Origin of the sequence: Rhodococcus sp. NPDC003318 (assembly GCF_042879035.1) — a bacterium.
Taxonomy (GTDB): Bacteria; Actinomycetota; Actinomycetes; order Mycobacteriales; family Mycobacteriaceae; genus Rhodococcus_G.
The window spans coordinates 20,614-46,270 of record NZ_JBIAOU010000020.1 but is presented as its reverse complement, the minus strand read 5'-3'; the positions used below and the strand labels follow the sequence as shown (position 1 = coordinate 46,270).

The following is a 25,657-nucleotide window of genomic DNA, read 5'->3' as shown; positions in this document are numbered from 1 at the left end:
GAAGTAAGTTTGGTGTCGAGGCAGAACCCGTCGACTTGGAGACACCGTGACCACCACAGCGCGCACCACCGAGAAGCCGTCCGGACGTCAGCCGCGTCCCGTCGCCATCGTCGGCGGCAACCGTATTCCCTTCGCGCGTTCGGACAAGGCGTACGCGCGGGCGTCCAACCAGGACATGTTCACCGCGACGCTGGACGGCCTCGTGAGCCGGTTCAACCTGCAGGGTGAGCGGCTCGGCATGGTCGTCGGCGGCGCGGTCCTCAAGCACAGCCGCGACTTCAATCTGATCCGGGAGTCGGTGCTCGGCAGCTCGCTGAGCGCGTACACCCCGGCCTACGACCTGCAGCAGGCCTGCGGGACCGGTCTCCAGTCGATCGTCGCCGTCGGCGACGCGATCGCGGCCGGACGCATCGACGCCGGCATCGGCGGCGGTGTCGACACCACCTCGGACGCCCCGATCGGCGTGAACAACGAGCTGCGCGAGTTCCTGCTGTCGGTGAACCGCGCCAGGTCCACCGCCGACCGCGTCAAGCTGCTCGGCCATGTCCGGCCGTCGATGCTCGGTATCGAGATCCCCCGCAACGGCGAGCCGCGCACCGGCCTGTCCATGGGAGAGCACGCCGCGATCACCGCCAAGGAGTTCGGTGTCCGGCGCGAGGACCAGGACGAGCTCGCGGCCGCAAGTCACCGGAACATGGCCGCCGCGTACGACCGCGGCTTCTTCGACGACCTGGTCACCCCGTTCCTCGGCCTCACCCGGGACGACAACTTGCGGCCCGGCTCGACGGTGGAGAAGCTGGCGACGTTGAAGCCGGTGTTCGGCACCAAGCTCGGTGACGCGACGATGACGGCGGGCAATTCGACCCCGCTCACCGACGGCGCGTCCGCGGCACTGTTGTCCACCGACGAGTGGGCCGCCGAGCGGAGCCTGCCGGTGCTCGCGCACCTGGTGGATTCCGAGACCGCGGCCGTCGACTACGTGCACGGACCGGACGGACTGCTCATGGCGCCGACCTACGCGGTGCCGCGTCTGCTCGCCCGCAACGGGCTGACCCTGCAGGACTTCGACTTCTACGAGATCCACGAGGCGTTCGCGTCGGTGGTGCTCGCGACCCTGCAGGCGTGGGAGTCCGAGGAGTACTGCAGGGAGCGGCTCGGCCTGGACGGGGCGCTCGGAAAGATCGACCGCAGCAAGCTCAACGTCAACGGCTCGTCGCTCGCGGCCGGTCACCCGTTCGCCGCTACCGGGGGTCGCATCGTCGCGTCGCTGGCGAAGATGTTGGCGGAGAAGGGGTCCGGTCGCGGTCTCGTCTCGATCTGCGCCGCCGGCGGGCAGGGCGTCACGGCGATCATCGAGCGCTGACACTCGGCGAGGAAGCGCACGGTCTGGGATCACGGTGATCCCAGACCGTGCGCCTCGCTGTCTCGTGGGCCAGGATGCGAACCATGACTGTTCGTACCACCACACTCGGCGACGGCCTCGATGTCAGCGTCCAGGGCTACGGCGCCATGTCGGTCGTTCCGGTCTACGGACCGGTCGATCCGGCCGAGGCCCTCGCCACGTTGCACCACTCGATCGACATCGGCGTCACGTTCATCGACACCGCCAACGTGTACGGCGAGGGAGCCAGTGAGAAGGCCGTCGGCGAGGTGCTCCGCACCCGGCGCGACGAGGTCCAGCTGGCCACGAAGTTCGGTCTGGTCGGCAATGTCGCCGCGGGGCAGCGGGGGATCGACGGGCGGCCGGAGAACGTAGCGGGGTATCTGGACGCGTCGCTGAGCCGACTCGGCGTCGACAGCGTCGACCTCTACTACCTGCACCGCGTGGATCCCGATGTTCCGATCGAGGAGACGGTCGGTGCGATCGCCGATCTCGTCGCCGCGGGCAAGGTGCGGCACATCGGTCTGTCCGAGGCGACCGGTGACGAGCTGCGCCGCGCGCACGCGGTTCATCCGATCGCCGCGATCCAGAGCGAGTGGAGTGTGTGGAGCCGCGACGTCGAGCGTCACGTCGTCCCGGCGGCGGCGGAGCTGGGCGTCGGTTTCGTGCCCTACTCGCCCGTCGGACGCGGCTATCTCACCGGCAGGTACGACCCGAGCGCCGTCGGCGAGTTCGATCTGCGCCGCCGGTTCCCCCGGTTCGCCGGCGACGCTCTGGCCGGCAACGCGAAGGTGCTCGGCGTGGTCGAGGACGTCGCACGCGAGACGGAGGCGACGCCGGCGCAGGTCGTGCTGGCGTGGCTCTACGCCAAGGGTCGCGAGTACGCGCTGCCCGTGGTGCCGATCCCGGGCACTCGTTTTGCGGACCGGGTCACGGAGAACGCCGCGGCCGTGGAACTGGACCTGTCGTCGGAGCGGATCGCCCGGCTCGACGAGCTCGCCGCGATCACCGTCGGCGCGCGGTCGGCGAACCCGAACTGGGTGTCGCTCGGCCGCGAGTGACCGTTGCGCCTTCCGTGACTTTCCGGTCTCGGAGAAGTCACGAAAGCCCCAACGAGGCGCCGCTGTATGGCGTACGGAAGTCTGCAGCGCAAGCACCGACCACTGTTGTGTAGGACACAAACCGACCACCTGGCCCGGTCTCCGCGACGCCGCGGGGGCCGGGCTTCGTCGTGTTCGGCGTCCGATTTCGGACGCCGTACGAACGCGCTCGGCCGCTGACCTGAGCGGCTGCGCCATTTCAGTCGTGTGATTCTCGAAAAGTATTGTTGTGTAGTGGATTCGCCGGATTCGCACGCGGCGGGCCGGTGCGGCTCGAAGTCCAGGCGGTGAGGGGTTCGAAACCCCGTCGTGGAGAAGCGGAGGCGAGCGCCACTCTTGTGGTTAGCGTGCGGTGGCCCTCGTTTTCAAGCGCTTGTGGCGCTGATCACCTTTGGTTGAAAACCCGGCTAGCTGCAACGTTACCTGGTTGTGACCTTCTTGCTGCGTGACGGTGACCTCCGGTGGACACGAACGTTCGCCGACAGCGCCGCGGCACCGTTCGCCAGGCCGATGTGCCTCTCGGCCGAAAGTTGGAGCACAACCCGTGTACGTTTCCCATCCGCGCCATGTGCGCGCGGCGATCGCCGCTGCCGCACTGATCACCGCCGGCGCCGCCCTTGTCGGCTTCGGTGGCTCCGCCGTCGCCGGTGCCGAGACGTCCGCCGTCGCGAGCGTCGGCGCCGCACCCGCTCGCTTCCTCGGCCCTGACGACCTGTTCGGCGCGCTCGAGTTCCCTGCGCTGCCCGAGGTTGACGGGGGATCCGCCGAGCAGGCCGATGCGAACCCGGACGACTCCGGCGCCGACAAGGCCACGCCGGCCTCCGTGGCGGGGTTCGTGTCCGACATCGCCGAGGCCGTGACGGCCGAAACCGCCGGCAAACCTACCGCGCCCGCCCCGGCGCCGGTCGTCGAGCCCGCCCCGGCGCCCGCGCCGCCGCCCCCGCCGCCGCCCGCGGTCACCCCCGAGGACCTGGCGCGGATCGTCCCCGGCATCTCCCCCGAGAAGATCGCCCAGTACATCGTCCCGCTCAACGACGCGATGATCCGCGGCGGCATTGACAACCCGGTCCGCAAGGCGGCCTTCCTCGCGCAGCTCGCTGTCGAGTCCGATTCCTTCCGCACCTTCGAGGAGTACGCCTCGGGTCGCGCCTACGAGGGTCGTGCCGACCTCGGCAACACCCAGCCGGGCGACGGTGTGCGGTACAAGGGTCGCGGTGCCATCCAGGTCACCGGCCGGCACAACTACGAGAAGGTCAGCCAGTACACCGGCATCGACTTCGTCGCCCACCCCGAGTGGCTCTCGTTGCCGGAGAACGCCTTCACCTCCGCGGTCTGGTACTGGACGTCGCGCAACCTCAACCAGGTCGCCGACACGGCCGGGATCGTCCGGGTCTCCGAGCTCGTGAACGGTGGTCACACCGCCCTCAGCCGGCGGATTGCGGACTTCCAGCGCGGCCTCGACGTCCTGCTCCGCCCGTAGGGTCCCCTCCTCCTCGGAAACGCATTCCAGATTTACAAGCAGTCTGGACTGTTTGTTGCTACCGTGACGGTGTGACTCAGGACACCGACCGTCCGCCGCGGACGCAGGCGCAACGCAGCGCCCACACCAGAGAGAAACTGCTCGACGCGACCATCGAGTCGCTGGTCGAGCTCGGTTACGCAGGCACCAGCACCCAGGGCGTCGCGAAACGGGCCGGCGTCTCCCGCGGCGCCCAGCTGCACCAGTTCCCCACGAAGATCTCCCTCGTCGTCGCCGCGGTCGAGTACCTCGTCGAGAAGCGACTCGCCGAGATCCTCGCTGCCGAGCCGGATCCCGAACGCGGACTCGACGTGCTCCTCGACGCGTTCAGTGGGCCACTCTTCTACGCCGCCCTCGAACTGTGGGTGGCCGCGCGAACCGATCCGGCGCTGTTCGAGGCGATGGTGCCGCTCGAACGCCGCGTCACCGAAGCGCTGCAGGGGGGCGCCTCGGTGGTGATGGGTGAACGTTTCGGGGCCGACGCCATCGAGTTGAGCATCGAGCTGGCCCGCGGGTTCGCGGTGTCCGCGCTGTTCCGCACGCCCGCGGAGGAGGTCGGGCGGCGCGAGCGGCTGCTGCCCGTGTGGGACGCGATGGTGACGCGGACATGAGCACCGGAACGCACCACACCCTGACCGAACTGCCGGCGCACGCGAAGGTGCTCGTCGTCGGCGCCGGTTTCGGCGGCCTCGCGGTCGCCGCGGATCTGGTCCGCCGCGGCGACGCCGGCGACGTCGTCGTCATCGAACGGGCCGGCGAGGTCGGCGGCACCTGGCGGGAGAACACCTACCCGGGTGCGGCCTGCGATGTGCCCACCTCCCTCTACTCGCTGTCGTTCGCGCCGAGCCCCCAGTGGAGTCACACGTTCGCCGAGCAGCGCGAGATCCTCGACTACCTCAAGGACGTCGCGACCCGCAGCGGGGTCCGGGCCCGGACGGTCTTCGACTGCGAACTGCTCGAAGCCCGGTGGGACGAGGAGGCCGCGCTGTGGCGGGTGCGGACCATCCGGGGCGAGCTGACCGCCGGATCCCTGGTCGCCGCGACCGGCGCACTGTCGACACCGAACCTGCCCGCCATCGACGGCCTGGACGAGTTCGAGGGCACCGTGTTCCACTCGGCGGCCTGGAACCACGACCACGACCTGACCGGCGAGCGCGTCGCGGTGGTCGGCACCGGCGCGTCCGCGGTGCAGTTCGTTCCGCAGATCGTCGACCGCACAGCGAAACTCACCGTCCTCCAGCGCACCGCGTCGTGGGTCGTACCCCGGCCCAACCGGACTCTCGGCACACTCGAGAAGGCGCTGTACCGGAGGATTCCGCTGACCCAGAAAATCGTTCGTGGCCTGGTGTACTCCATGAGGGAGGGCTACGTCGTGGTCTTCGCCCACCTCACCTGGCTGCTGCCGCTGATCTCGATCGTGTCGAGAGTGCAACTGCGCAAGCAGGTCTCGAATCCGGAGAAGCGCCGGGCGCTGAAGCCGAAGTTCACCATCGGATGCAAACGGATACTGCTGTCCAACGACTGGCTCTCCACGCTGGACCGCCCGGACGTCGACCTGGTGCCGTCCGGGCTGGTGCGGGTGACGCCCACCGGTGTCGTCGGTGCGGACGGTGTCGAGCGGAACGTCGACACCATCATCTTCGGGACGGGATTCACCCCGACCGAACCCCCGGTCGCGCATCTGTTGCGCGGCACCGACGGTCGCACGCTCGCGCAGCACTGGGACGGCAGTCCGAGCGCACACCGCGGCATCACCGTGCACGGATTCCCGAACCTGTACCTGATGTACGGGCCGAACACCAACCTCGGGCACAGCTCGATCGTGTACATGCTCGAGAGTCAGGCCCGGTACGTCCGGGAAGCGTTGGACCACATGGACTCCCACGACCTCGTGGCGGTGGAGGTGTCCGACCGCGCCCAGCGCGAGTACCGGGCGCAGATCGGGGCGGCGCTGGCGTCGACGGTGTGGAACCAGGGCGGCTGCTCGAGCTGGTACATGGACACGCGAGGCCGCAACTCCGTGATGTGGCCGACGTTCACATGGCGGTACCGCGCGCAGCTGCGCACGTTCGACGCCGAGAACTACCGGACCGTGACCCGCGCGAGTGCGGAGGTGGTCGCGTGACCGGGCAACCCGACTACGACGTGATCGTGGTCGGCTCCGGTTTCGGCGGCAGCGTGGCCGCGTTGCGGCTGACCGAGAAGGGCTATCGCGTCGGCGTGCTCGAGGCCGGGCGCCGATTCGCCGATCACGAACTGCCCGAGACCAGTTGGCGCCTGCGCCGCTACCTGTGGGCGCCGGCGCTCGGCTGCTACGGCATCCAGCGAATCCACCTGCTCGCCGACGTCCTGGTGATGGCCGGCGCCGGTGTCGGCGGCGGCTCGCTGAACTACGCGAACACGCTGTACCGGCCGCCGCGCCCGTTCTTCGAGGATCCGCAGTGGGGTCACATCACCGACTGGGAGGGCGAACTCGATCCGTACTACGCGCAGGCGGCCCGGATGCTCGGGGTGGTCACCAACCCCAGCACCACCCCCGCCGATCGCGTCGTTCGCGAGGTCGCGGACGAGATGGGGGTCGGCGACACCGTCGTCTCCACTCCGGTCGGCGTCTTCTTCGACCGGCCGGGGCGGACGGTCCCGGACCCGTTCTTCGGCGGCGCCGGACCGACACGCACCGGCTGCACCGAGTGCGGGTCCTGCATGACCGGGTGCCGGGTCGGGGCGAAGAACACCCTCGTGAAGAACTACCTCCACCTCGCGGAGCGGGCGGGTGCGCAGATCCTTCCGCTGACCACCGTGACGGGACTGCAACCGCGTCCCGGCGGCGGTTTCGAGGTGCACACCCGGCGCACCGACGGCCTGCGGCGGACGGCCCGGACGCTGACCGCCACCCAGGTCGTGGTCGCGGCGGGCACGTACGGAACCCAGCGACTGCTGCTCGGCACCCGGGAGAGCGGCAGGCTGCCGCGGCTCTCGCGCCTGCTGGGCAGCCAGGTGCGGACCAACTCGGAGGCCGTCCTGGCCGCCACCGCGCACCGTCCCGCGGGTCTCAACCGCGGGGTGGCGATCACGTCCTCGTTCCACCCGGACGAGCGCACCCACGTCGAACCCGTGCGCTACGGGCCGGGGAGCAACGCGATCGGGCTGCTGCAGACGCTGCTCGTCGACGGCGGCGGCCGGATCCCGCGCCCGCTGAAGGCGCTGGGTGTCGTGGTCCGCCATCCGGTCACGTTCGCGCGGGGCCTGTCCGTGCGGCGCTGGTCGGAGCGGACGGTGATCGCGCTGGTGATGCAGACCGGCGAGAACTCCCTCGAACTCGGTGTCCGGCGCGGCCTGCGCGGCCGGTTCCGGCTGGTCAGCCGGCGCGGACCCGGCGAACTGCCACCGACGTGGATACCGCAGGGCCACGAGGTGATCCGGTCCGTCGCCGGCAAGATCGGCGGCGACCCCGGCGGCTCGTTCGCCGACCTGGCGAACATCCCGATGACCGCGCACTTCCTCGGTGGCTGCCCGATCGGCGACTCCGCCGAGACCGGGGTGGTCGATCCGTACCTGCGTGCCTACGGCCACCCGGGACTGCACGTCGCCGACGGCTCGGTGGTGAGCGCGAACCTGGGCGTCAATCCGTCGCTGACGATCACCGCCCTCGCCGAGCGTGCGTTCTCGCTGTGGCCGAACGCCGGCGAACCGGACCCACGCCCACCGCTCGGGGCCGCGTACCGCAGGACCGCCCCGGTCGCCCCGCGATCCCCTGCGGTGCCACCCCATGCGCCGGCGGCGCTCGTCCTGCCGATCCCCTCGGTGCCCGGCCGCGACGGGTCCGGAGACGCCGGGGCGTGAGACGAAGCGGGTGAGCGAAGTCCGTTCAACCACGCGTGACGGTGTTCGTGCAGGTCGGGGGCACTTTCCTGCACTTCGTCACAAGTTCGCCGAAGAAATTTCTGTTTCTGTGTAACGCCCCGTCCTGGGGCGTCGATACTCAGGTCGTCCCGCGTTGCAGCCAGACCCCCGACCCGGTTGCAGCGCGGGACACCTCTGTCTGCGGGGACCGCCACCGCGAGGGTGCCCGATTCGTCCGGCTACCCTGGATGTTCGAAAGCGGGTCCTGGCCCAGCCGATGAACATTACCGGGAGGGCCGTGAATGTCTGGCGGAATCGACAAGCACTCGGGTGCGGAACAGGGATCGGGGCTGCGCGACGCGCAGTCGCCGGAGCCTGCCCCACAGTCCGGGGGCGCCGCCGACACGACGCCACCGGCGGTCGAGACCGTGAACCCGGGGACCGCCACCACCGAGACCGCCGCAGGCACGTCCGAGGACGCCGCCACCTCCGCCGACGCCGTCACCGAACGCATCGGCCCGGAGGACGCACCGACCGCGGCGCTGCCGAAGGCGACGGCGGACCAGCCGGCACCGCCGTCCGACGACCCCCGGCTGAAGGCGCCCTTCGTGCGGTCTGACCGCACGAAGGGCGCCTTCAGCCACGGCGGTTGGGTAACCGACGGGCCGCGCACCCGCCGGATCGCGATCGGCGCGGCGATCGCCGCGGTCGTGGCGGCGGTCGTCTGGTACGTCGCAGACCTCGCGCTGTCCTCGGACCGGGTGCCCCGCGGCGTGACGGTCGCCGGCGTCGACGTCGGCGGGCAGTCCCATGCCGAGGCGGAGGCGACGCTGCGGGCCGCCATCGAACCCCGCACGCAGCAGCCGGTGACCGTCCGCGCGGGCGACGTCACCACCGATCTGGTGCCCGTCTCCGCCGGGGTCGGCGTCGACTGGGCGGCCACGCTGGACCGGGCCGGCGACCAACCGCGCAACCCGATCACCCGGTTCACGTCTCTGTTCACCCACCGGGAGGTCGGGGTCGCCTCGACCCGCGACGACGTCGCGCTCGCCGCCGCCATCGAGGGGCTGCGCCCGCAGACGGACCGTGCACCGGTCGAGGGCACCATCCGGTTCGAGGGTGCGACACCGGTTGCCGTCGACCCGCTGCAGGGGCAGAGCCTCGACGTGACCGCGGCGATGGACGCGTTCGCCGACGGCTGGGCCACGGTCGACGGCGTCGACGCACCGGTCGAGGTGACCGCGGTCGCGGTCACCCGGTCCGGGGTCGAGGCCGCGATGCGCGACGTCGCGACGCCGGCGGTGTCGGCGGACGTCGTGGTCACCGGTCGGGACGGCGCGACCGCGGTGCTCGCGCGGGACCGGATCGGTTCGGTGCTGTCGTTCGTGCCCGGCGGCGACGGCGGCCTCGAACCGCAATACAACGTCGACGCCGCGATCGGCGTGCTCGCGCCGCAGCTGGCGGGCACCGAGCTCGCGCCGAAGGACGCGTCGATCACCCTCTCCGGCGGTGTCCCGACGGTGGTACCGGGCGTGAGCGGCGAGATGGTCGACTGGCACGTGAGCCTCGAATCGCTGCCGACCCTGCTCACCGGGACGGGGTCGCGCACCGTCGCCGCCGTGTACGGGCCGAAGGAACCGCAGCTGACGACGGACGCCGCGCACAAGCTCGGCGTCACCGAGGTGATCGGTGAGTTCACCACCGGCGCATTCGAATACGCTTCCGGGGTCAACATCCGACTCGCTGCGGGCGAGATCGACGGGGCCCTCGTCGGGCCCGGAGAGACGTTCTCGCTCAACGACTACACGGGTCCGCGCGGCACCGCGCAGGGCTACGTCTCGTCCGGGATCATCAACAACGGCCGTCCGGACACGGCGGTCGGCGGCGGCATCAGCCAGCTCGCCACGACGCTGTACAACGCCTCGTACTTCGCGGGCATGGAGGACGCCGGTCACACCGAGCACAGCTACTACATCTCGCGGTACCCCGAGGCGCGGGAGGCGACGGTGTTCGAGGGTGCCATCGACCTGAAGTTCACGAACAACACCGACACCGGTGTGCTGATCGAAACGATCGGCACCAGTTCGAACATCACGGTCCGGCTGTGGGGAACCAAGACCGTCGACGTCGAGTCGATCACCGGGGACCGGTACGCCTACACGTCGCCGAACACGGTCACCCTGCCCGCGGGTTCCGGCTGCATCGCGTCGTCGGGTGCGCAGGGCTTCACCACCTCGGACACCCGCGTCATCAGCGACCACGCGACGGGTCGGGAACTGTCCCGCACCACGCGGACGGTGAAGTACGACCCGGTGCCGATCGTCCGATGCGTCGAACCCGAACCCGAACCCGCACCGGCACCCGCAGCCGCCCCCGCTCCTGCCGCGGAGGCACCGGAAGGGGAGTGACGGCGCGGCCCGCGGTGACCGTCAGTGGGGAATCGGTGCGACGTCGGGGATCTCGCCGCCGAGGACGCGGAGCCGGTCCCGGTGCAGTTGCCGCTCACCCAACCTCTGCAGGTGGCGCTTGCCCGCCGGAAATCGGCCCACCACATGATGTTTGGCGATGTTGACGGCGATCCGTCCGGCCGGGTACCACGGCGGGCGGACCGGCACCCGGAGCGCCCTGACGCCTGCCGGGCCGAGAAGTGTGGTGGCCAGCGACAATCCGCGTTCGTACTCGTAGCGGCGACGCAGTCGCGCGAACCGGGGATACCGGGTGTGCAACGGCAGGTCCACCAGCGACCGCGCCAGTGCGTAGCTGTGCTCGTCCGCCGCCGGCGACGACGCACCGATCTGGTACATCATGCGTAGGCCCGCTCGTTCGTCGAAGGGGAGCCAGCGCGGGTCGACGCCCATCAGCCAGCCCACGTAGCACCACAGGTGCAGCACGGCGTCGGCCTCGCGCCGCGTGTACCGCATGCCGAGCACCCGGGTGTGCAGCAGGAAGGTGATGGAGAACAGCCCGAGCGTGCCGGCCTGGTCGAACTGGTTGACGGGCAGGCCGCGTTCGCTGCTGTCCCAGTCGGTTTCGTGTTCGTGGTGGTAGTCGACGAAGGCGTGCATCAGGCGCACGTGCACGGACAGGGTGAATCCGTCGCCGAAGCGGTCGAGTCCGCCGTCCGCGACGCACGCGTTCCACCACGTTCCGGTTTCGGCGATGCGCCGCCGGGTCCGTTCGCCGGTGAGGCGCCCCGACGCCGTCAGCACCGGCAGCGGACCCGAGTTGTTGTACCCGCCCAGCAGCGAGCCGTAGGCGAGCACGTCACCGACGTCGGAGCCGACGCGCCGCAGTGTGCGCGCACCCAGCGCGATCTTCTCGCGGTCCACCCAGGCGGGGGTGTCCTCGAGGAGCGCGAAGTACTCGCGCAGCGGGGCGGGCGCGTCGGGGACGGCGTCGACGCCCTCGGCGAGGGCCTGCCGGAACTGGGCGAGAGTGACGGTGCGGTCCTCGCGGACGGCCCGGACCAGGGCGGCGCTCGGCTCGTCCCGTGCGAGGAGTGCGCGGCGCAGCTGTGCGGCCTCGCTCGGGGTGGCATCGGGTGCGGGCCAGGCGAAGGGCCGCAGCGGTGCGGTCACCCGCGCCGACTTCGCGCGGTCGCGCATGTAGCGGGTGGGTCCGGTCGCGGTGGTGGTCACACCGCCCACCCTGCAACTGACAACGTGTGTTGTCAATACCTGCCTGGAGTCGGGTCAGTCGAGACGCCGCAGCAGTGCCAGCGCGTCGAACGGGGCCCGGCCGCGGGCGTCGTTGTCGAAGTACACGTACGAGTCCAGTCCGTCCTCGGCCCATCCCCCGACTCTGCGCGCCCACATGTCGAGGGTGCGGGACGCGTAACCGCTGGTGTACAGCTCCGTGTGGCCGTGCAGCCGGACGTACATGAAATCGGTTGTGGGCGTGTCGATCACCGGGAACCTGCCGGCGGTGTCGGCGACGACGACGGCGACCGTCCGCCGCTCCGCCAGCCGCAGCGCCTCCGGGGTCGCGAACGAGGGGTGACGCACCTCGACGGCGTGCCGCACCGGTCGGCGGGCGTCCGCGTCCGTGTACGCCTGGGGAACCTTGGCGTCGTGACGTGTCGCGGCCTCGGCCAGCGCGGTCGTGGACCGGGGGAGTGCGGCGAGGAAGGCGTCGAAGCGGTCGGCGTCGAAGGTCAGCGTCGCGGGCAACTGCCACAGGAACGGGCCGAGTTTCGCCTCGAGTACGAGGACGCCGGACGCGAGGAAGTTCGCCAGGGCCGTCTCGACGTCGCCGAGCCGCTTGACGTGTGTGATGTACCGGGAGCCCTTGACCGCGAACACGAAGTCGTCCGGTGTCTCGTCCCGCCATCGCACGTAGGCCGTCGGCCGCCCGAGGGAGTAGAACGACCCGTTGATCTCGATCGACGTCATCCGCTCCGCCGCGTACGCGAGCTCACGTCGGTGCACGAGGCCCTTCGGGTAGAAGTCGCCTCGCCAGTTCGGATACGTCCAACCGGAGATCCCGACGCGGATCCGTGCCACGATCTTCACGATCCCACACCCGCGCCCACCCGCCGGGGTGGACGATGGTGGCACCCGGCAACCGAGGAGGGAACATGCCCAAGTACCTGTGGCGCGTCGGATACACCGCAGACGGCGCCGGCGGCTTGCTCGCCGAGGGCGGAACGGCTCGCCGCGACGCGATCCGCACCGCGGTCGAGAGCGTCGGAGGCACCGTCGAGAGCTGCTACTTCGCATTCGGCGGCGACGACCTCTACGTCATCGGGGACGTACCCGACGAGGTCGCGGCCGCGACGATGAGCATCCGCACCGCCGCCGCGGGTGCCGCGCGCACGGTGACGGTCGCGCTCCTGACCCCGGAGCAGATCGACGAGGCGGTCAAGCGTCCCGCGGACTACCGCCCGCCCGGTCGCTGACGAAGCGGTGCCCTCGGCGAGGTCCGGTGCGGGGCGAGGCGATTGCGTCTTTTTCGAACCGGAGCGCGTGGCTGCCATGCGATCGTGCCGATTCCGGGTGAACATGTAGTCCGTCGTGCCGTTGTGGCGCGGCTGTCACCAGGAGGTACGACGTGATGGCGGACGGATCGGGGTCGGTCGGCGTGCGGGTGCCTGATCCGGGGGCCGACGATCGGCAGGGGGAACGCCGGGAGGACTCCGGGCACCCGGACCCTCCGCCGGGCACGGACGGGTCGGGGGCACTCGCCCGCGGCCGCCGGTATCTGGGCAGGTTCACGCTGCCGGGATCCTGGGGGGCGCTGATCCTGGCGTGCCTGTCGTTCACGCCCTCGCTCCTGCCCCGCGGCGGATTCCTGCAGGGATTGGTCTGGGGCATCACCGCGTCGATCGGTTACGGACTCGGAGTCTGGGCGGCCGCGATCTGGCGGGCGTTCGCCGACCGGCCCCCGCGGCCGGCGCGCCGGCGCTCGTGGCAGCTGTTCGCCGTCGTCGCCGTCGTGCTTCTCGTCGGCAGTTTCGCGGCGGGACAGTACTGGCAGCACCAGATTCGCGCCCTGATGGGTGTCACGGAGTACAACGTGGCACTCGCCGTCGCGTCGCCGCTGATCGCCGCGATCGTGTTCTGCCTGCTCGTGGCGATGGGACGGGGCATCCGGAACCTCTACCACTGGGTCGGTGCCCTGCTTCGTCGCTGGATCGGCGCCCGCGCGGCCGCGGTCGTCGGGTGGGCCCTGGTGGCCCTGCTGGTCTGGTGGGTGGTCTCCGGTGTTCTGCTCAGCGGCCTGTCCTCCCTCGCGAACGAGGCGTTCTCGGTCAAGAACGGCACCACGGAGGAGGGCGTCGAGGAGACGACGTCCGGGCTCCGGTCCGGCGGGCCAGGCAGTGTGGTGCCGTGGGACACACTGGGCTACCAGGGGCGCAACTTCGTCGCCGGCGGTCCCACGCCGTCCGAGATCACCGAGGTGGTCGGGCGTCCCGCCGAGGAGCCGATCCGGACCTATGCCGGCCTGGAATCGGCGGATTCGAGTGAGGCCCGGGCGGTGCTGGCGGTCGACGACCTCGAGCGAGCCGGCGGCTTCCAGCGGAAGAACCTGCTCGTGATGACAACGACGGGCAGCGGCTGGGTGGACCCGGCCGCGGTGGACGCGTTCGAGTACCTGACCGACGGCGACGCGGCGACCGTCACCATGCAGTACTCCTATCTGCCGTCGTGGATTTCGTACCTCGTGGACCAGTCGAAGGCCCGGGAGGCCGGTCGGGACCTGTTCGACGCGGTCTACGACCGGTGGTCGAAGCTGCCGCAGGACGAGCGTCCCAACCTGTACGTCGCGGGCGAGTCGTTGGGCTCGTTCGGCGGTGAGACCGCGTTCAGCGGCGAATACGACCTGCGGAACCGGACGTCGGGCACGCTGTTCGCCGGACCTCCGAACTTCAACACCCTGTTCACCGAGTTCCGGGAGGGCCGTGACGCCGGAAGCCTCGAGTCCGAGCCGACCTACAAGGACGGGCGGACGGTCCGCTTCACCAGTGACGCGGCCGCCGGCATCCCGCCCGCGCAGCAGTCCTGGGACGGCAGCCGGGTTCTCTACCTGATGCACCCGTCCGACCCCATCGTGTGGTGGAGTCCGGATCTGATCTTCAGCGAGCCCGACTGGATCTCCGAACCGCCCGGCCACGACGTCCTCGAGGACATGGTCTGGATGCCGTTCGTGACCTTCTGGCAGGTCACCGCGGACCTCCCGTTCTCCACCGGCGTCCCCGGTGGGCACGGGCACCACTACACCACCGAGTACGTCGACGGATGGAACGCCGTCCTGCAGCCCGACGGGATGACGGACGCCGACCTCGACCGCATCAAGTCCGCCGTCGCGGGCGAGTAGAAGGGCAGACGCCGTGAGGGCCGATGCCGCGGGTGCGGCATCGGCCCTCACGGGTTGATCAGGTTGATCAGAACGCCGCTTCGTCGATCTCCATGATGTCGTTGTCGACGTTGGCGACGATGCCGCGCGAGGCGGTCAGCTCGGGCAGCACGTTCTTGGCGAAGAAGGACGCGGTCGCGACCTTGCCCTCGTAGAACGGCTTGTCCTTGGCGGAGACTCCGGCGTCGAGCTTGCCGAGTGCGATCTCGGCCGCCTCGAGCAGCTTCCAGCCGATGAGCAGGTCGCCGACCGACAGCAGGAAGCGCACCGAGCCGAGGCCGACCTTGTACAGCTCGGTCGGCTGCTCCTGGGCACCCATCAGGAATCCGGTCAGCGTCGCGACCATCGCCTGAACGTCCTCGAGCGCGGTGGCGAGCAGCGCCCGCTCCGACTTGAGCCGGTTGTCGGCGTCCTCGCGGTCGATGAACTTCTTGACCTCGCCGGCGACGTGCGCCAGGGCGACGCCGCGGTCGCGGGCGATCTTGCGGAAGAAGAAGTCCTGCGCCTGGATCGCGGTGGTGCCCTCGTAGAGGGAGTCGATCTTCGCGTCGCGGATGTACTGCTCGATCGGGTAGTCCTGCAGGAAGCCGGAGCCGCCGAGGGTCTGCAGCGAGTCGGTCAGGTACTGGTACGCGCGCTCCGAACCGACACCCTTGACGATCGGCAGCAGCAGGTCGTTGACGCGGTGCGCGACGTCGCCCTCGGCGCCGGAGACGTGCTCGGCGACCTCGACGTCCTGGTGGGCGGCGGTGTACAGGTACACCGCTCGCAGGCCCTCCGCGTACGCCTTCTGCATCGCCAGTGCCCGGCGCACGTCCGGGTGGTGGGTGATGGTCACGCGCGGCGCGGCCTTGTCGGTCATCTGCGTCAGGTCGGCACCCTGGACGCGCTGCTTGGCGTAGTCGAGCGCATTGAGGTAGCCGGTCGAGAGGGTGGAGATGGCCTTGGTGCCGACCATCATGCGGGCGTGCTCGATGACGTCGAACATCTGCGCGATGCCGTTGTGCACCTCGCCGACCAGCCAGCCCTGGGCGGGCACGCCGTGGCCACCGAAGGTGAGCTCACAGGTCGCGGAGGCCTTGAGTCCCATCTTGTGCTCGACGTTGGTGACGAAGGCGCCGTTGCGCTCGCCCAGCTCGTTCTTCTCGAAGTCGAAGTGGAACTTCGGGACGAAGAACAGCGACAGACCCTTGGTGCCCGGTCCCGCGCCCTCGGGGCGGGCCAGGACCAGGTGGAAGATGTTCTCGAACAGGTCGTCGGAGGTGGCGGAGGTGATGAACCGCTTGACGCCCTCGATGTGCCAGGAACCGTCGTCCTGCTTGATCGCCTTGGTGCGTCCGGCGCCGACGTCGGAGCCGGCGTCCGGCTCGGTGAGCACCATCGTCGCGCCCCAGCCGCGCTCGACGCAGGTGGCCGCCCACTGCTTCTGCTCGTCGGTGCCGTTCTTGAAGAGGACGTCCGCGAACGACGGTCCGGCCTGGTACATGAACGCGGCGGGCTGGGCGCCGAGCATCATCTCCGAGATGGCCCACACGAGGGCGCGCGGCACCGGGACGCCGCCGACCTCTTCGCTGAGGCCCATCCGGTACCACTCGGCATCCCACATCGCCCGGAAGGACTTCTTGAAGGATTCGGGCAGCGTCGCCTCGTGGGTTTCGGGGTCGAACACGGGCGGGTTGCGGTCGGCGTCGGCGTAGGACTCACCGAGCGGGCCCTCGGCGAGCCGCGCGACCTCGCTGAGCATGTTCTTGATGGTGTCGGCGTCGAGATCGCCCCACGTTCCCTCGCTCAGCGGCTTCTCGAGGTCGAGCACCTCGAAGAGGTTGAACTCCAGGTCACGAACGTTGCTCTTGTAATGCCCCATGTCCTCTGTCTCCCTGAGATGGTGCGGTCTAGTTCCTGGTGTGCGACCACGTTCTGGGTCTGTCCAGCCCTGGTCGTAGTACCGCCCAAGTGGCTACTCGTCGGTAACTTAGCCGATGTTACTCGCGATTCAGTTCGCTGCCAAGGTACGGGCGGATTCCGACGACGAGGGTGTTCGAGCGGCCGTTCGGATGTGCCGGATCGCCGGGAAGGTGGGGGTCGCGGACGTCCTCCGACCGCACCGCGACGAGCTCCAGGAGGTCGTCGAGCCCGGAGGTGAGAGATTCTGGTGTGCAATCGGATTCACCTCCACCGGTCGTCTCGGCGCGGGCGCCTGGTTCGAGTATGAGCATCGTGCCGCCGGGGCGCAGCGCAGCCGCCGCCCGGCGCAGGACCGACGTCCGTGATTCCCGCGACAACCCGAGGCGGCAGGCCAGAACCAGGTCGTAGTCCGGTCCCGGTCGGATCTGCGTCACATCGGCATCCACCCAGGTCAGCCGCTCCCGAGTGGCGCGAGGCAGGGGGCTCGCGGCGCGGACCGCCTTCGCGAGTGCCGCCGTCGAGAAGTCCACGCCGACCACCTGCCAGGCGTGCAACGCCAGCCACAGGGCGTTGCGTCCCTCCCCGCACCCGAGGTCCAGGGCACGTCCCGCCGGTAGTGACGTGACGAACTCCACCACGGCGGGCTCGGGGGCGGCCCCGAAGAGCAGTTCGTCGCCGGCGTACCGCCGGTCCCAGTCCTGTGCGTCCATGCGGCGACCGTACGGCGGCCCCGTCGCCCTCGGCTCAGCCGAGGCTGGTGTGCAGCAGCAGGACGTTGTAGTTCGAGTGCACGGTGGTCAGGAAGTACAGGTCCGGCCCGCTCGACCACGGATGGATGTACGCGCCGTAGGCGGTCGGCAACTCCCGGGTGTCGACCAACACCTCGGGCGGTCCCCACGGACCCGTCGGGCTGGGGGCCCGGCGCATCACCACCGAGTTGAACGCGTCGGTGGTGAGCATCAGGTACTGACCCACGTACTCGTTGTACTGCACCGACAGTTCCGCGACTCCGCCGAACACGATCGGGGCGGCCGCGTTGACGTCGCCCTTCTTCCATTCGGTGCCGTTCCAGTACTCGTAGGCACCGAGGTCGCGGATCTCCTTCTCGGGTACCCGCGCGACGTACGCGAGCATGTTCCGCCCGGGCGGGGTGCCGTACTGGTAGACGTAGCCGCCGTCCTTCAGGAACGCGCTCATCTGGAAGTTGCGGTTGCCGTCCACGTTCGGCCGGTCGGTCTCGGGTACCTCGGCCCAGTTCTCCCCGTTGTCGGCCGAGACCGCGAGCCGGGAGAAGTTGGTCTCCCACTGACCCGGCTGGCCCCAGTTCTTCACCGACATCAGCGACATGTACTGGACGCCGTCGACCGCCACTCCCGCGGTCGGGATCCGGCTGATCTCGACGAACGGGATCTTCGGGCTCGGGATCAGCTCCTTGGACTGGCCGAGGAAGTCCTGCGGTGTGCTGTCGAAGGTCATGCCGTCGGCGAGGTTGCGGTCGGAGCTGCGGAACAGGGTGTTGCTCCGCCACGCCCACAGGCTGCCGTTGAGCAGGTTGGGAAGGCCGAGGCCCGCGGAGTCGCCGAACGCGGTGAGGATCTGTCCGCTGCCGTTGTCCCACATGATGCCCAGGTCGGTGCCGAGCACATTGTCGTCCTGGGTGCGGTTGGCGCTGAGCAGTCCGGTGGCCTGGGAGACGGCGGTGGTGCGGCCGGGCAGCTGCGGCAGGCCGTTCGTTCCGTTCAATCCGGGGATGGGATTGACCGTGTTCGGGTTGGCCGCCGCCGGTGAGCCGAGCGGCGTGACGAGGAGTGTCACGGTGGCGACGGCGAGGACCTTCGCCGTTCCGAGGATCGAGGCCCGCAGCGCCGATCCGGTCCGGCCCTGTCGGCCGCGTCTACCCAGTACCCGTACGTTCATGCCACGTTCACCCTTCGACTGTCGTCGCGCTCGGTCGTGTTGCAGAAAGCGTGGAGCAGTGAGGGCTGGACCCCCGTGCGGCCCATCTGAATCGGCACGGGCCGCCGCGAGACGATCGTAGTGAGAAACGGGGTCATTCGAGTGGATGATCGTGACACGAGTACATCCGTGTTGACGGTGTGGTCCCTGTCGCCCCTGGATGCAACGTTTCCCGTGCCGTCCGACCGTCGACGGTGACAAGATCCCGCAGTGGTATTCGGTGGACCGTCCAGTTCGTCGGTGGAGGCGTCACCACGCGCGAGGGCCGCCCAGTACCGTGTCGGGCGAGGAGTTCGTGGTTTCGCCCGAGCATCCGACGGCAGAAAGACAGAGGAGACAGTCCCTATGGGTGCAGCGATCGCGAACACCACCGAACTTCGACCCTCCGCGATCCTCGGGCTCGGCGTGTACCGGCCCGAGCGGGTCGTGACCAACGAGGAGATCTGCGAGCAGATCGACTCCACCGACGAGTGGATCCAGTCCCGCTCGGGGATCCGGACCCGTCGCTTCGCGGGGCCCCACGAGAGCGTGCTCGCGATGGCGATCGCGTCGGGACGCAAGGCGCTCGAGGCCGCCGGTCTGACCGGCGAGCAGATCGGCACGGTCATCGTCGCGACCTCGACCTACCCGCTGCAGACCCCGGCGTGCTCGGCCCTGGTCGCCGAGGAACTCGGCACCGGTGGTGCCGGCGCCATCGACGTCTCCGCCGGGTGCGCGGGCTTCTGCTACGCCCTCGGTCTGGCGTCCGACCTGGTGCGCGCCGGCAGCGAGGACCACGTCCTGGTGATCGGCGTCGAGCGGATGAGCGACTCGACCGAGCCCACCGACCGGTCCGTGCGCTTCATCTTCGGTGACGGCGCGGGCGCTGTCGTCGTCGGCCGCAGCGAGCAGACCGGCATCGGTCCCGTCGTGTGGGGGTCCGACGGCGCTCAGGGCCGCGCGATCCGCCAGGAGCCCGACTGGGTGGACTTCGCCACCAACCCGACGCAGAAGCGTCCGTGGATCATCATGGAGGGCACCTCCGTGTTCCGCTGGGCCGCGTTCGAGATGGGCAAGATCGCCCAGCAGACCCTGGACAGGACCGGCCTGACGATCGACGACATCGACGCGTTCGTCCCGCACCAGGCCAACGCCCGGATCACCGAGGTGATCGCCCGCAGCATGAACCTGCCCGAGCACGTCGCGGTGTCGAACGACATCGCCGAGACCGGCAACACCTCCGCCGCGTCGATCCCGCTCGCGATGGAGGAGATGCTGCGCACCGGCAAGGTGAAGCCCGGCGACACCACGCTGCTGCTCGCCTTCGGCGCCGGCCTCGCCTACGCCGGCCAGGTCGTCACGATGCCCGTGCTCGCCGACTGACGACGCGGGCACCCCCTCCACCCTCCCGGCTGAAGGTGGCCTTCGTCTCGTCAGACCGCATGAATGTCCCCTTCACCCTGGGGGCTGAAGGCGGCCTTCGTCTCGTCAGGCCGCATGAATGTCCCCTTCACCCCGGGCGGGGGTAGGAGGGGTTGTGGGATCCGGAGGGTCACCGGTGCGGGTCGGCCGCGGCGATCGTGAGGACGTCCTCGAGGAATTCGATCGGGATCGTCGGCCAGGACTGGTCCCACTCGCCGGCAGCGGCCGCGGCCCGAAGTCGCGACAGCCCCGGAAGGATGGTCGGCCCGCCGTCGAGCAGGTAGCGCAGCATCCCGTGCTGGGCGCAGCGCGCGGCCACGCTCGCGAGGACGGACAGGGCGCGCTCGTCCCGACCGTCCGCGTACAGGCAGGCGATGAGCAACCGGTCGGCCTGTAGCCGGGCACGGGCCCGCCGGGTCCCCGCCAGCCGATCCACCCAGGCCTGCGCGATCCGGTACGCCTGCGCGGTGTTCGCCGGGGTCCCGGTGCGGGCCAGGAGACGGGCCGTCGTCGCATCCTCGAGTTGTGCCGTGATCTCGGCGCTGCCGTCGGGCACGTCGTCGACCGGCGGCAGCGTCGGATAGCGCGGCGCGCGGGTACGGGCGGTCACCGGGAAGCCGAGGCGGATGCGTTCGTTGTCGATCCGTGCCCGCAGCCGCGGGATATCGAGGGTGTCGGCGGTGCGGGCGCCCTCGGCGAGCCGTTGCGCCGCGGCGTCCGGGTCGCCGCGCCGCACCTTGATGCGGGCGCCCGTGACGTAGCGGGCGATCATGAACTCGACGATCCCGCCCTCGCCGCCGAGAGCGAATCCCTCGTCGAGCAGTTGTTCCGCCTCGTCGAGCTTGTTCTCCTCGTACAGCAGTTCGCCGAGCATCGCGGACGCCAGACGCGCCGAATGCGAGCGGTGGCCGGACAGGTCGCGGGCCACCCGGACCGCGCGGCGGAACCAGTCCTCCGCCGCCTCGACGGCGAGTTGTTCGTTGGCCGCGATGCCGACCATGCAGTAGCTGTACATGGTGGCGAAGGGGCCGCTCATCGCCTCGTGGTACGGCGTCGCCCACTCCTGCCAGCGGCGCGCCGCGTCGAAGTCGAACCGGTAGAGCGCCCCGAAGGTCCGGATGTTGGCGGCGGCGGTCACCACCCACGGGCTGTACCTGGCCGGATCGGCGAGGCAGGTCTCGGTGTACCGCTCGATGTCTTCCGGGAGGTCGCTGAACGCGGCGATCACCCCCTCGACGACGTCGGCTTCCACCGACTGGTCGGGGTCGGGTGAGGTGTCGAGCGCGTTGCGGACGAGTGCCAGGGCGCGTCGACACGGTCCCGGACGCTGCAGCAGGACGTTCGCCCACGCCACCATCAGTTGCAGTCGCGCCCGGCCCGCGGCGGTGGTCGCCGGAAGCTTGTCCACCAATCCGAGGAGCGTGATCATCCGGGAGTGCTCGATGAGGTACGTGCCGTCCCGTTCGACCAGCGCGACCGCGGCATCGGGATCACCGGCCAGCAGCGCGTGGTCGACGGCCTCGCTGAGCAGGTGCCGATCGGCGAACCAGGCGGACGCCGTCCGGTGCAGTCCGGCGACCCGCTCGGGGTGATCGCGTTCGAGTCGCCGGCACAGGTACTTCGCGAACAGGTGGTGGTACCGGTACCAGCAGTCGGCGCTGCGTGTGGATCTGCGCTCGGTCACGTCCTCGCCGAGCCGGACCAGGAACAGGTCGCGGGCCGCGACCTCCTCGAGGCGGGCGCGGCCGTGCGGGACCCCGGCGAGCGCGGACGCCAGCGATCCGGTGGTCCGTTCGGTGATCGCCGTGGTCAGCAGGAAGTCGAGCAGGTCGGGTTCGAGGGTGTCGAGGACGTTCTCGGCGAGGAACTCGTCGACGGCGTGCTGCTCGCCGAGGTGCTCGATCAGTTCACCGGGCCGGTCGTTGCTGCGCAGTGACAGCGACGCCAGTTGCAGCGCCGCCACCCAGCCCTCGGTGGAGCGGCACAGCCCGGCGACCTCGGCGTGCGACAGGTGCAGTCCGCCGAGCCCCACGAGCAGTTCCTCGCACTCGTTCGGCTCGAATCTCAGTGCCGTCGAGTCGATTTCGATCAGCTCGTCGAGCACGCGCATGCGGGCGAGGGGCAGTCCGGTATTGGTGCGGCTGGTCACCACGATCTGGAGGTGGTGGCAGCCGTTGTCGAGCAGGTAGTCGAGCGCGGCATGCGATTCGGCGCTGGTGACCCGGTGCCAGTCGTCGATGACGACCGCGACGTGCTGCCCGGCGTCGTGGATGCGGTTGATCAGCGTGGTCATGACGTAGGCGGCGGCGTCGTTTCCGTGGTCCTCGAGCGCCTGGCCCAGTTCGTCGCCGAGCGCCGATTCGGCGCGGCGGACCGCTTCGACCAGGTGCGAGAGGAACCAGACGACGTTGTCGTCGTCGGGGGCGACGGTCAGCCAGGCGACGGTGACTCCGTCCGCGGCGAGGAAGGCGCTCCACTGGGCGGCGAGGGTGGACTTCCCGAAACCGGCGGGGGCGTGAATGACGGTCAGCCGCCGGCGTTCTCCGGGGTGGAACTTCTCGATGAGGCGTTCGCGGGCGACGAGGGTGCGGCCGGTGACCGGGGGGCGGAACCGGGTGGCGGGTGCGGGTGGGGTCGGCGCGGTCGGCCGCCGGGTCGGGCCGAGAGTGCCGGTCGACCGGAAGTACGCGGAGTGCCTGCCGTCCTCGCCGGCGCGGTGGGTCAGCGTGGTCGGGCCCACGGTGCCGGCCGAGTTGGTGGCGGCGGCGGGCAGCGCCATCTCGATGGCCCCGAGTCCGTGGACGAGCGCGAGGTCCTGCAGTCGCATGCCGAAGTCGGCGGCGGTGGCAGGCCGGTCTGCGGGGTCGGTCGCCATCGCCGCCTCGACGGCCGAGCTGACGTCGGCGGGAACGTCACCGCCACGCAGATCCGGGACCGGGTGCGCGGTGACGCGTACGAAATGGGCCACGACCTGTTCGCCCTCGTGCCGTTCGAAGGCGGCATGGCCGGTCATCGCGCAGAACAGGGTCGCGCCGAGGCTGTAGACGTCGGAGCGGACGCTCGGGGAGCGGCCTTCGAGGACCTCCGGCGCGGTGTAGGCGGGAGACCCGCTGATCAGCCCGGTCGCGGTCTCGAATCCGCCGCGTGTGCGCGCGATGCCGAAGTCGGTCAGCTGCGGTTCGCCGTACTCGGTCAGCAGGATGTTCGCCGGTTTGACGTCGCGGTGCAGGGTGCCGGAGCGGTGCGCCGTCTCGAGCGCGCCCGCCATCTTCGCACCCAGCCGCAGCACCGCGGTCCAGTCCAGGGGGCCGTCGCGGCGGATCAGTTCCTGCAACGAGTTGTGCGGGTGGAACGGCATCACGATGTACGGCCGACCCGATCCGATCGTGCCGACCTGAAGGATGTTGCAGATGTGCGGGTGCCCCGACACGGCGCCCATCGCGCGCTGTTCACGCAGGAACCGCTCGAGGCTCTCGGGGTCGAGATCGCCGCTGAGCACCTTCACCGCGACTGTCCGATCGAGTGCGGGCTGCGAGCAGCGGTACACGACACCGAAGCCACCGCGGCCGATCTCCTCACCGTCGGTGAATCCTGCGGCGGCGAGATCGGTGGCGATGCCTGTGGGTACCGCGCGCGGGGCGGGGCGGGGGTCGAGCTCAGACATCGTCGTGCCGGGTCTCGGTCCCGATCCCCCACCTGCCGATCCACATCGGGTCGGTCGGCGTTCTTCTCATGTGTCACCTCGCGGGTGAGTCGAGAACCCCAGGATAACGCGGTGACGTGCCGGTGGAACGACGAAGGGCGCCTCCGTGCGGAGACGCCCTTCGAGCCGAAACGAAGTCCTAGATGTTGCGGACGCCGGTGGCCTGCGGGCCCTTCTGGCCCTGGCCGATCTCGAACTCCACACGCGCACCCTCGTCGAGGGTCTTGAAGCCGTTCGTCTGGATCTCGGAGTAGTGGACGAAGACGTCGGGTCCGTCACCGTCCTGCTCGATGAATCCGAAACCCTTTTCCGCGTTGAACCACTTGACGGTGCCTTGTGCCACTTTTTTGCTCCTGTTACTGCGAGCCTGCCCTCAGGACGAGAGCGGGTCTCGAGTACAGACTGCCAGGTGGCGTCGCTGGTGTCGACCGTGGGGCCGTTGTCCGCGGTCGTTCGGCGCGTCGACGGGTCCCGCAGGTGGATCGCTGTCGCACGAACAAAACGAGTAGTCGGGTACGCGTGCCCTCGTGGCGGGATGCGGCGGAGACTCGCACCACGGGGGGTTGGGGATCGCTCACGGATTCGGAGATGAACCATGAGAGACGTCGTGGTCCTGATACCGGGCATCACCGGTTCGGTGCTCGCCAAGGACGGCAGGGAACTGTGGGCACCGACGCCCGGAGCGGCGTTGGCGGCGGTGCTGTCGTTGGGCGGAAGCATCAAGAAGCTGCAACTCGACGGTGACGACCCCGACGCCGACGACCTCGGGGACGGGGTCGTCGCGACCCGCCTGGTCCCGGATCTGCACGTCCTGCCGGGGCTCGACTGGAAGATCGACGGCTACACCAGGTTCCGGACGGAGGTCACGGGGCGGTTCGGAGCGCTGCCGGGGGAGAACTACTTCGAATTCCCCTATGACTGGCGTCGCGACAACCGGGTCGCGGCGCGGGGTCTCGCGCGGCGGGCGCACGACTGGCTGGCCCGGTGGCGGGAGAAGTCCGGCAACGACGACGCCCAGCTGATCCTGGTGTGCCATTCGATGGGCGGAATCGTCGCGCGGCTGTACCTGGAGACGCTCGACGGGTGGCGCGACACCCGCACCCTCGTCACGTTCGGGACGCCGTACTCGGGCTCGGTGAACGCTCTCGAATTCCTCGTCAACGGCTTCCGCAAGGGGTGGGGGCCGTTGAGCGTGGACCTCGGTGCGCTGATCCGGTCGTTCACCTCCGCGTACCAGTTGCTGCCGTCGTACCGCTGCATCGAGGGCCCGGACGGTTCGTGGCGCAACCTCGACCACGAGGACATCGAGTGGTCCGGCACCGCGGTGGACGGTGCGAAGGTGCGCGACGCCGTCGACCTGCACCGGCAGTTGCGGGCGCGGGTGGACGAGCGACTGCGAGCCGGGGACCTCGGCTACGACGTCCGTCCCGTCATCGGTGACTTCCAGCGCACCCGGTGGGCGGCCCGGTTCACGGGGAACCGGATCGAGTCGCTGTGGACTCGCGGCCCGGACGAGAGCGGCGGCGACGGCACGGTGCCGAAACTGTCCGCGATCCCGCACGAGGCGATGGAGGGGTGGCGCAACGCCGCGTTCGTCGGGCAGCGGCACGCATCGCTGCAGAACGACGGTCCGGTCCTCGATCACTTCGGTGGTCTGCTGACCGCCCAGCGGCTCGCTCCGCCGGATGTGTTTCCCGCGGAACGTGAGGCGGTGTCGCTCGAGGTCGACGACATCACGGATCTGGAACCGATGGTGATCCGGGCGCGCACCGAAGCCGAGAATGCGGTCCTGACCGCGACGGTCGAGGGTGCGGACGGCTGGCGCAGGGAGATTCCGTTGCACGGTGACGGGTGGCAGGTGGCGACGATCGAGGGGCTCGCCGCGCAGGACTACCGGATCACCGTGTACGGCAACGGCGTACGCCCGGTGACCGATGTCGCCAGTGTGGTCGACCTGGGTGCGGTCGAACGGGCCGCCCTGATGTAGGCGGCTC

The 25,657-nt window shown here is 69.9% G+C and carries 18 protein-coding genes; 11 read left to right on the top strand and 7 right to left on the bottom strand.

Annotation, left to right across the window (positions count from 1 at the left end):
* The first annotated feature begins 46 nt into the window (after positions 1-46).
* The 7 genes from ACFYVR_RS22655 (at position 47) to ACFYVR_RS22625 (ending at position 10,251) form a co-directional block, all read left to right on the top strand.
* The gene (locus ACFYVR_RS22655; RefSeq protein WP_387477371.1) at positions 47-1,363 is read left to right on the top strand and encodes an acetyl-CoA C-acetyltransferase; all 1,317 of its coding nucleotides are present in this window, start codon (positions 47-49) and stop codon (positions 1,361-1,363) included.
* 83 nt (positions 1,364-1,446) lie between these two features.
* Positions 1,447-2,442 carry an aldo/keto reductase gene (locus ACFYVR_RS22650; RefSeq protein ID WP_387477369.1) on the top strand — a complete coding sequence of 332 codons (996 nt, stop codon included), beginning with the start codon at positions 1,447-1,449 and terminating at the stop codon, positions 2,440-2,442.
* 583 nt (positions 2,443-3,025) lie between these two features.
* Entirely contained in the window at positions 3,026-3,961 is a 936-nt protein-coding gene (locus ACFYVR_RS22645; protein ID WP_387477367.1) for a glycoside hydrolase family 19 protein, read from the top strand.
* A 71-nt stretch (positions 3,962-4,032) separates the two neighbouring features.
* On the top strand, positions 4,033-4,611 hold the full coding sequence (locus ACFYVR_RS22640) for a TetR/AcrR family transcriptional regulator (RefSeq protein ID WP_387477365.1): 579 nt from the start codon (positions 4,033-4,035) through the stop codon (positions 4,609-4,611).
* On the top strand, positions 4,608-6,125 hold the full coding sequence (locus tag ACFYVR_RS22635; RefSeq protein ID WP_387477363.1) for a flavin-containing monooxygenase: 1,518 nt from the start codon (positions 4,608-4,610) through the stop codon (positions 6,123-6,125). Before ACFYVR_RS22640 ends, ACFYVR_RS22635 begins: the two co-directional genes overlap by 4 nt.
* Entirely contained in the window at positions 6,122-7,843 is a 1,722-nt protein-coding gene (locus ACFYVR_RS22630; RefSeq protein ID WP_387477361.1) for a GMC oxidoreductase, read from the top strand. The genes ACFYVR_RS22635 and ACFYVR_RS22630 overlap by 4 nt, the downstream gene beginning before the upstream one ends.
* 302 nt (positions 7,844-8,145) lie before the next feature.
* Positions 8,146-10,251: a VanW family protein gene (locus tag ACFYVR_RS22625; protein ID WP_387477359.1), complete on the top strand. Its 2,106-nt coding sequence runs from the start codon at positions 8,146-8,148 to the stop codon at positions 10,249-10,251.
* Positions 10,252-10,272: 21 nt separating this feature from the next.
* On the opposite strand, the gene ACFYVR_RS22620 is transcribed toward ACFYVR_RS22625, so the two are convergent.
* The gene (locus ACFYVR_RS22620; protein ID WP_387477357.1) at positions 10,273-11,481 is read right to left on the bottom strand and encodes an oxygenase MpaB family protein; all 1,209 of its coding nucleotides are present in this window, start codon (positions 11,479-11,481) and stop codon (positions 10,273-10,275) included.
* A 54-nt stretch (positions 11,482-11,535) separates the two neighbouring features.
* Entirely contained in the window at positions 11,536-12,345 is an 810-nt protein-coding gene (locus ACFYVR_RS22615; RefSeq protein WP_387477435.1) for a DUF72 domain-containing protein, read from the bottom strand.
* A 74-nt stretch (positions 12,346-12,419) separates the two neighbouring features.
* On the opposite strand from ACFYVR_RS22615, the gene ACFYVR_RS22610 reads away from it, so the two are divergent.
* Positions 12,420-12,740 carry a GYD domain-containing protein gene (locus ACFYVR_RS22610; protein WP_387477355.1) on the top strand — a complete coding sequence of 107 codons (321 nt, stop codon included), beginning with the start codon at positions 12,420-12,422 and terminating at the stop codon, positions 12,738-12,740.
* A 155-nt stretch (positions 12,741-12,895) separates the two neighbouring features.
* Complete coding sequence (locus tag ACFYVR_RS22605; protein WP_387477353.1) at positions 12,896-14,659, top strand: alpha/beta hydrolase; 1,764 nt, start codon at positions 12,896-12,898, stop codon at positions 14,657-14,659.
* 67 nt (positions 14,660-14,726) lie between these two features.
* On the opposite strand, the gene ACFYVR_RS22600 is transcribed toward ACFYVR_RS22605, so the two are convergent.
* The 3 genes from ACFYVR_RS22600 to ACFYVR_RS22590 form a co-directional block, all read right to left on the bottom strand.
* The gene (locus ACFYVR_RS22600) at positions 14,727-16,562 is read right to left on the bottom strand and encodes an acyl-CoA dehydrogenase (protein WP_387477351.1); all 1,836 of its coding nucleotides are present in this window, start codon (positions 16,560-16,562) and stop codon (positions 14,727-14,729) included.
* 118 nt (positions 16,563-16,680) lie between these two features.
* Positions 16,681-17,313: a class I SAM-dependent methyltransferase gene (locus tag ACFYVR_RS22595; protein WP_387477349.1), complete on the bottom strand. Its 633-nt coding sequence runs from the start codon at positions 17,311-17,313 to the stop codon at positions 16,681-16,683.
* Between the two features lie 34 nt (positions 17,314-17,347).
* Positions 17,348-18,520, bottom strand: a complete 1,173-nt coding sequence (locus ACFYVR_RS22590; RefSeq protein WP_387477347.1) for a DUF4185 domain-containing protein — start codon at positions 18,518-18,520, stop codon at positions 17,348-17,350.
* 384 nt (positions 18,521-18,904) lie between these two features.
* Here ACFYVR_RS22590 and ACFYVR_RS22585 point away from each other — a divergent pair, with 384 nt between their 5' ends.
* Entirely contained in the window at positions 18,905-19,921 is a 1,017-nt protein-coding gene (locus ACFYVR_RS22585; protein ID WP_387477345.1) for a beta-ketoacyl-ACP synthase III, read from the top strand.
* Between the two features lie 169 nt (positions 19,922-20,090).
* Here ACFYVR_RS22585 and ACFYVR_RS22580 read toward each other — a convergent pair whose 3' ends face one another.
* The gene (locus ACFYVR_RS22580; RefSeq protein ID WP_387477343.1) at positions 20,091-23,624 is read right to left on the bottom strand and encodes a protein kinase; all 3,534 of its coding nucleotides are present in this window, start codon (positions 23,622-23,624) and stop codon (positions 20,091-20,093) included.
* A 178-nt stretch (positions 23,625-23,802) separates the two neighbouring features.
* Positions 23,803-24,006: a cold-shock protein gene (locus tag ACFYVR_RS22575; protein WP_007533802.1), complete on the bottom strand. Its 204-nt coding sequence runs from the start codon at positions 24,004-24,006 to the stop codon at positions 23,803-23,805.
* A gap of 252 nt (positions 24,007-24,258) precedes the next feature.
* Here ACFYVR_RS22575 and ACFYVR_RS22570 point away from each other — a divergent pair, with 252 nt between their 5' ends.
* Positions 24,259-25,650 carry a hypothetical protein gene (locus ACFYVR_RS22570; protein ID WP_387477340.1) on the top strand — a complete coding sequence of 464 codons (1,392 nt, stop codon included), beginning with the start codon at positions 24,259-24,261 and terminating at the stop codon, positions 25,648-25,650.
* Positions 25,651-25,657: the final 7 nt, after the last annotated feature.

What these genes read in the sequence shown, in the direction of transcription:
- ACFYVR_RS22650 (WP_387477369.1), top strand. Translation starts at nt 1,447, where the DNA reads ATGACTGTTCGTACCACCACACTCGGCGACGGCCTCGATGTCAGCGTC.
- ACFYVR_RS22635 (WP_387477363.1), top strand. Translation starts at nt 4,608, where the DNA reads ATGAGCACCGGAACGCACCACACCCTGACCGAACTGCCGGCGCACGCG.
- ACFYVR_RS22625 (WP_387477359.1), top strand. Translation starts at nt 8,146, where the DNA reads ATGTCTGGCGGAATCGACAAGCACTCGGGTGCGGAACAGGGATCGGGG.
- ACFYVR_RS22610 (WP_387477355.1), top strand. Translation starts at nt 12,420, where the DNA reads ATGCCCAAGTACCTGTGGCGCGTCGGATACACCGCAGACGGCGCCGGC.
- ACFYVR_RS22605 (WP_387477353.1), top strand. Translation starts at nt 12,896, where the DNA reads ATGGCGGACGGATCGGGGTCGGTCGGCGTGCGGGTGCCTGATCCGGGG.
- ACFYVR_RS22600 (WP_387477351.1), bottom strand. Translation starts at nt 16,562, where the DNA reads ATGGGGCATTACAAGAGCAACGTTCGTGACCTGGAGTTCAACCTCTTC.
- ACFYVR_RS22595 (WP_387477349.1), bottom strand. Translation starts at nt 17,313, where the DNA reads ATGGACGCACAGGACTGGGACCGGCGGTACGCCGGCGACGAACTGCTC.
- ACFYVR_RS22590 (WP_387477347.1), bottom strand. Translation starts at nt 18,520, where the DNA reads ATGAACGTACGGGTACTGGGTAGACGCGGCCGACAGGGCCGGACCGGA.
- ACFYVR_RS22585 (WP_387477345.1), top strand. Translation starts at nt 18,905, where the DNA reads ATGGGTGCAGCGATCGCGAACACCACCGAACTTCGACCCTCCGCGATC.
- ACFYVR_RS22580 (WP_387477343.1), bottom strand. Translation starts at nt 23,624, where the DNA reads ATGTCTGAGCTCGACCCCCGCCCCGCCCCGCGCGCGGTACCCACAGGC.
- ACFYVR_RS22570 (WP_387477340.1), top strand. Translation starts at nt 24,259, where the DNA reads ATGAGAGACGTCGTGGTCCTGATACCGGGCATCACCGGTTCGGTGCTC.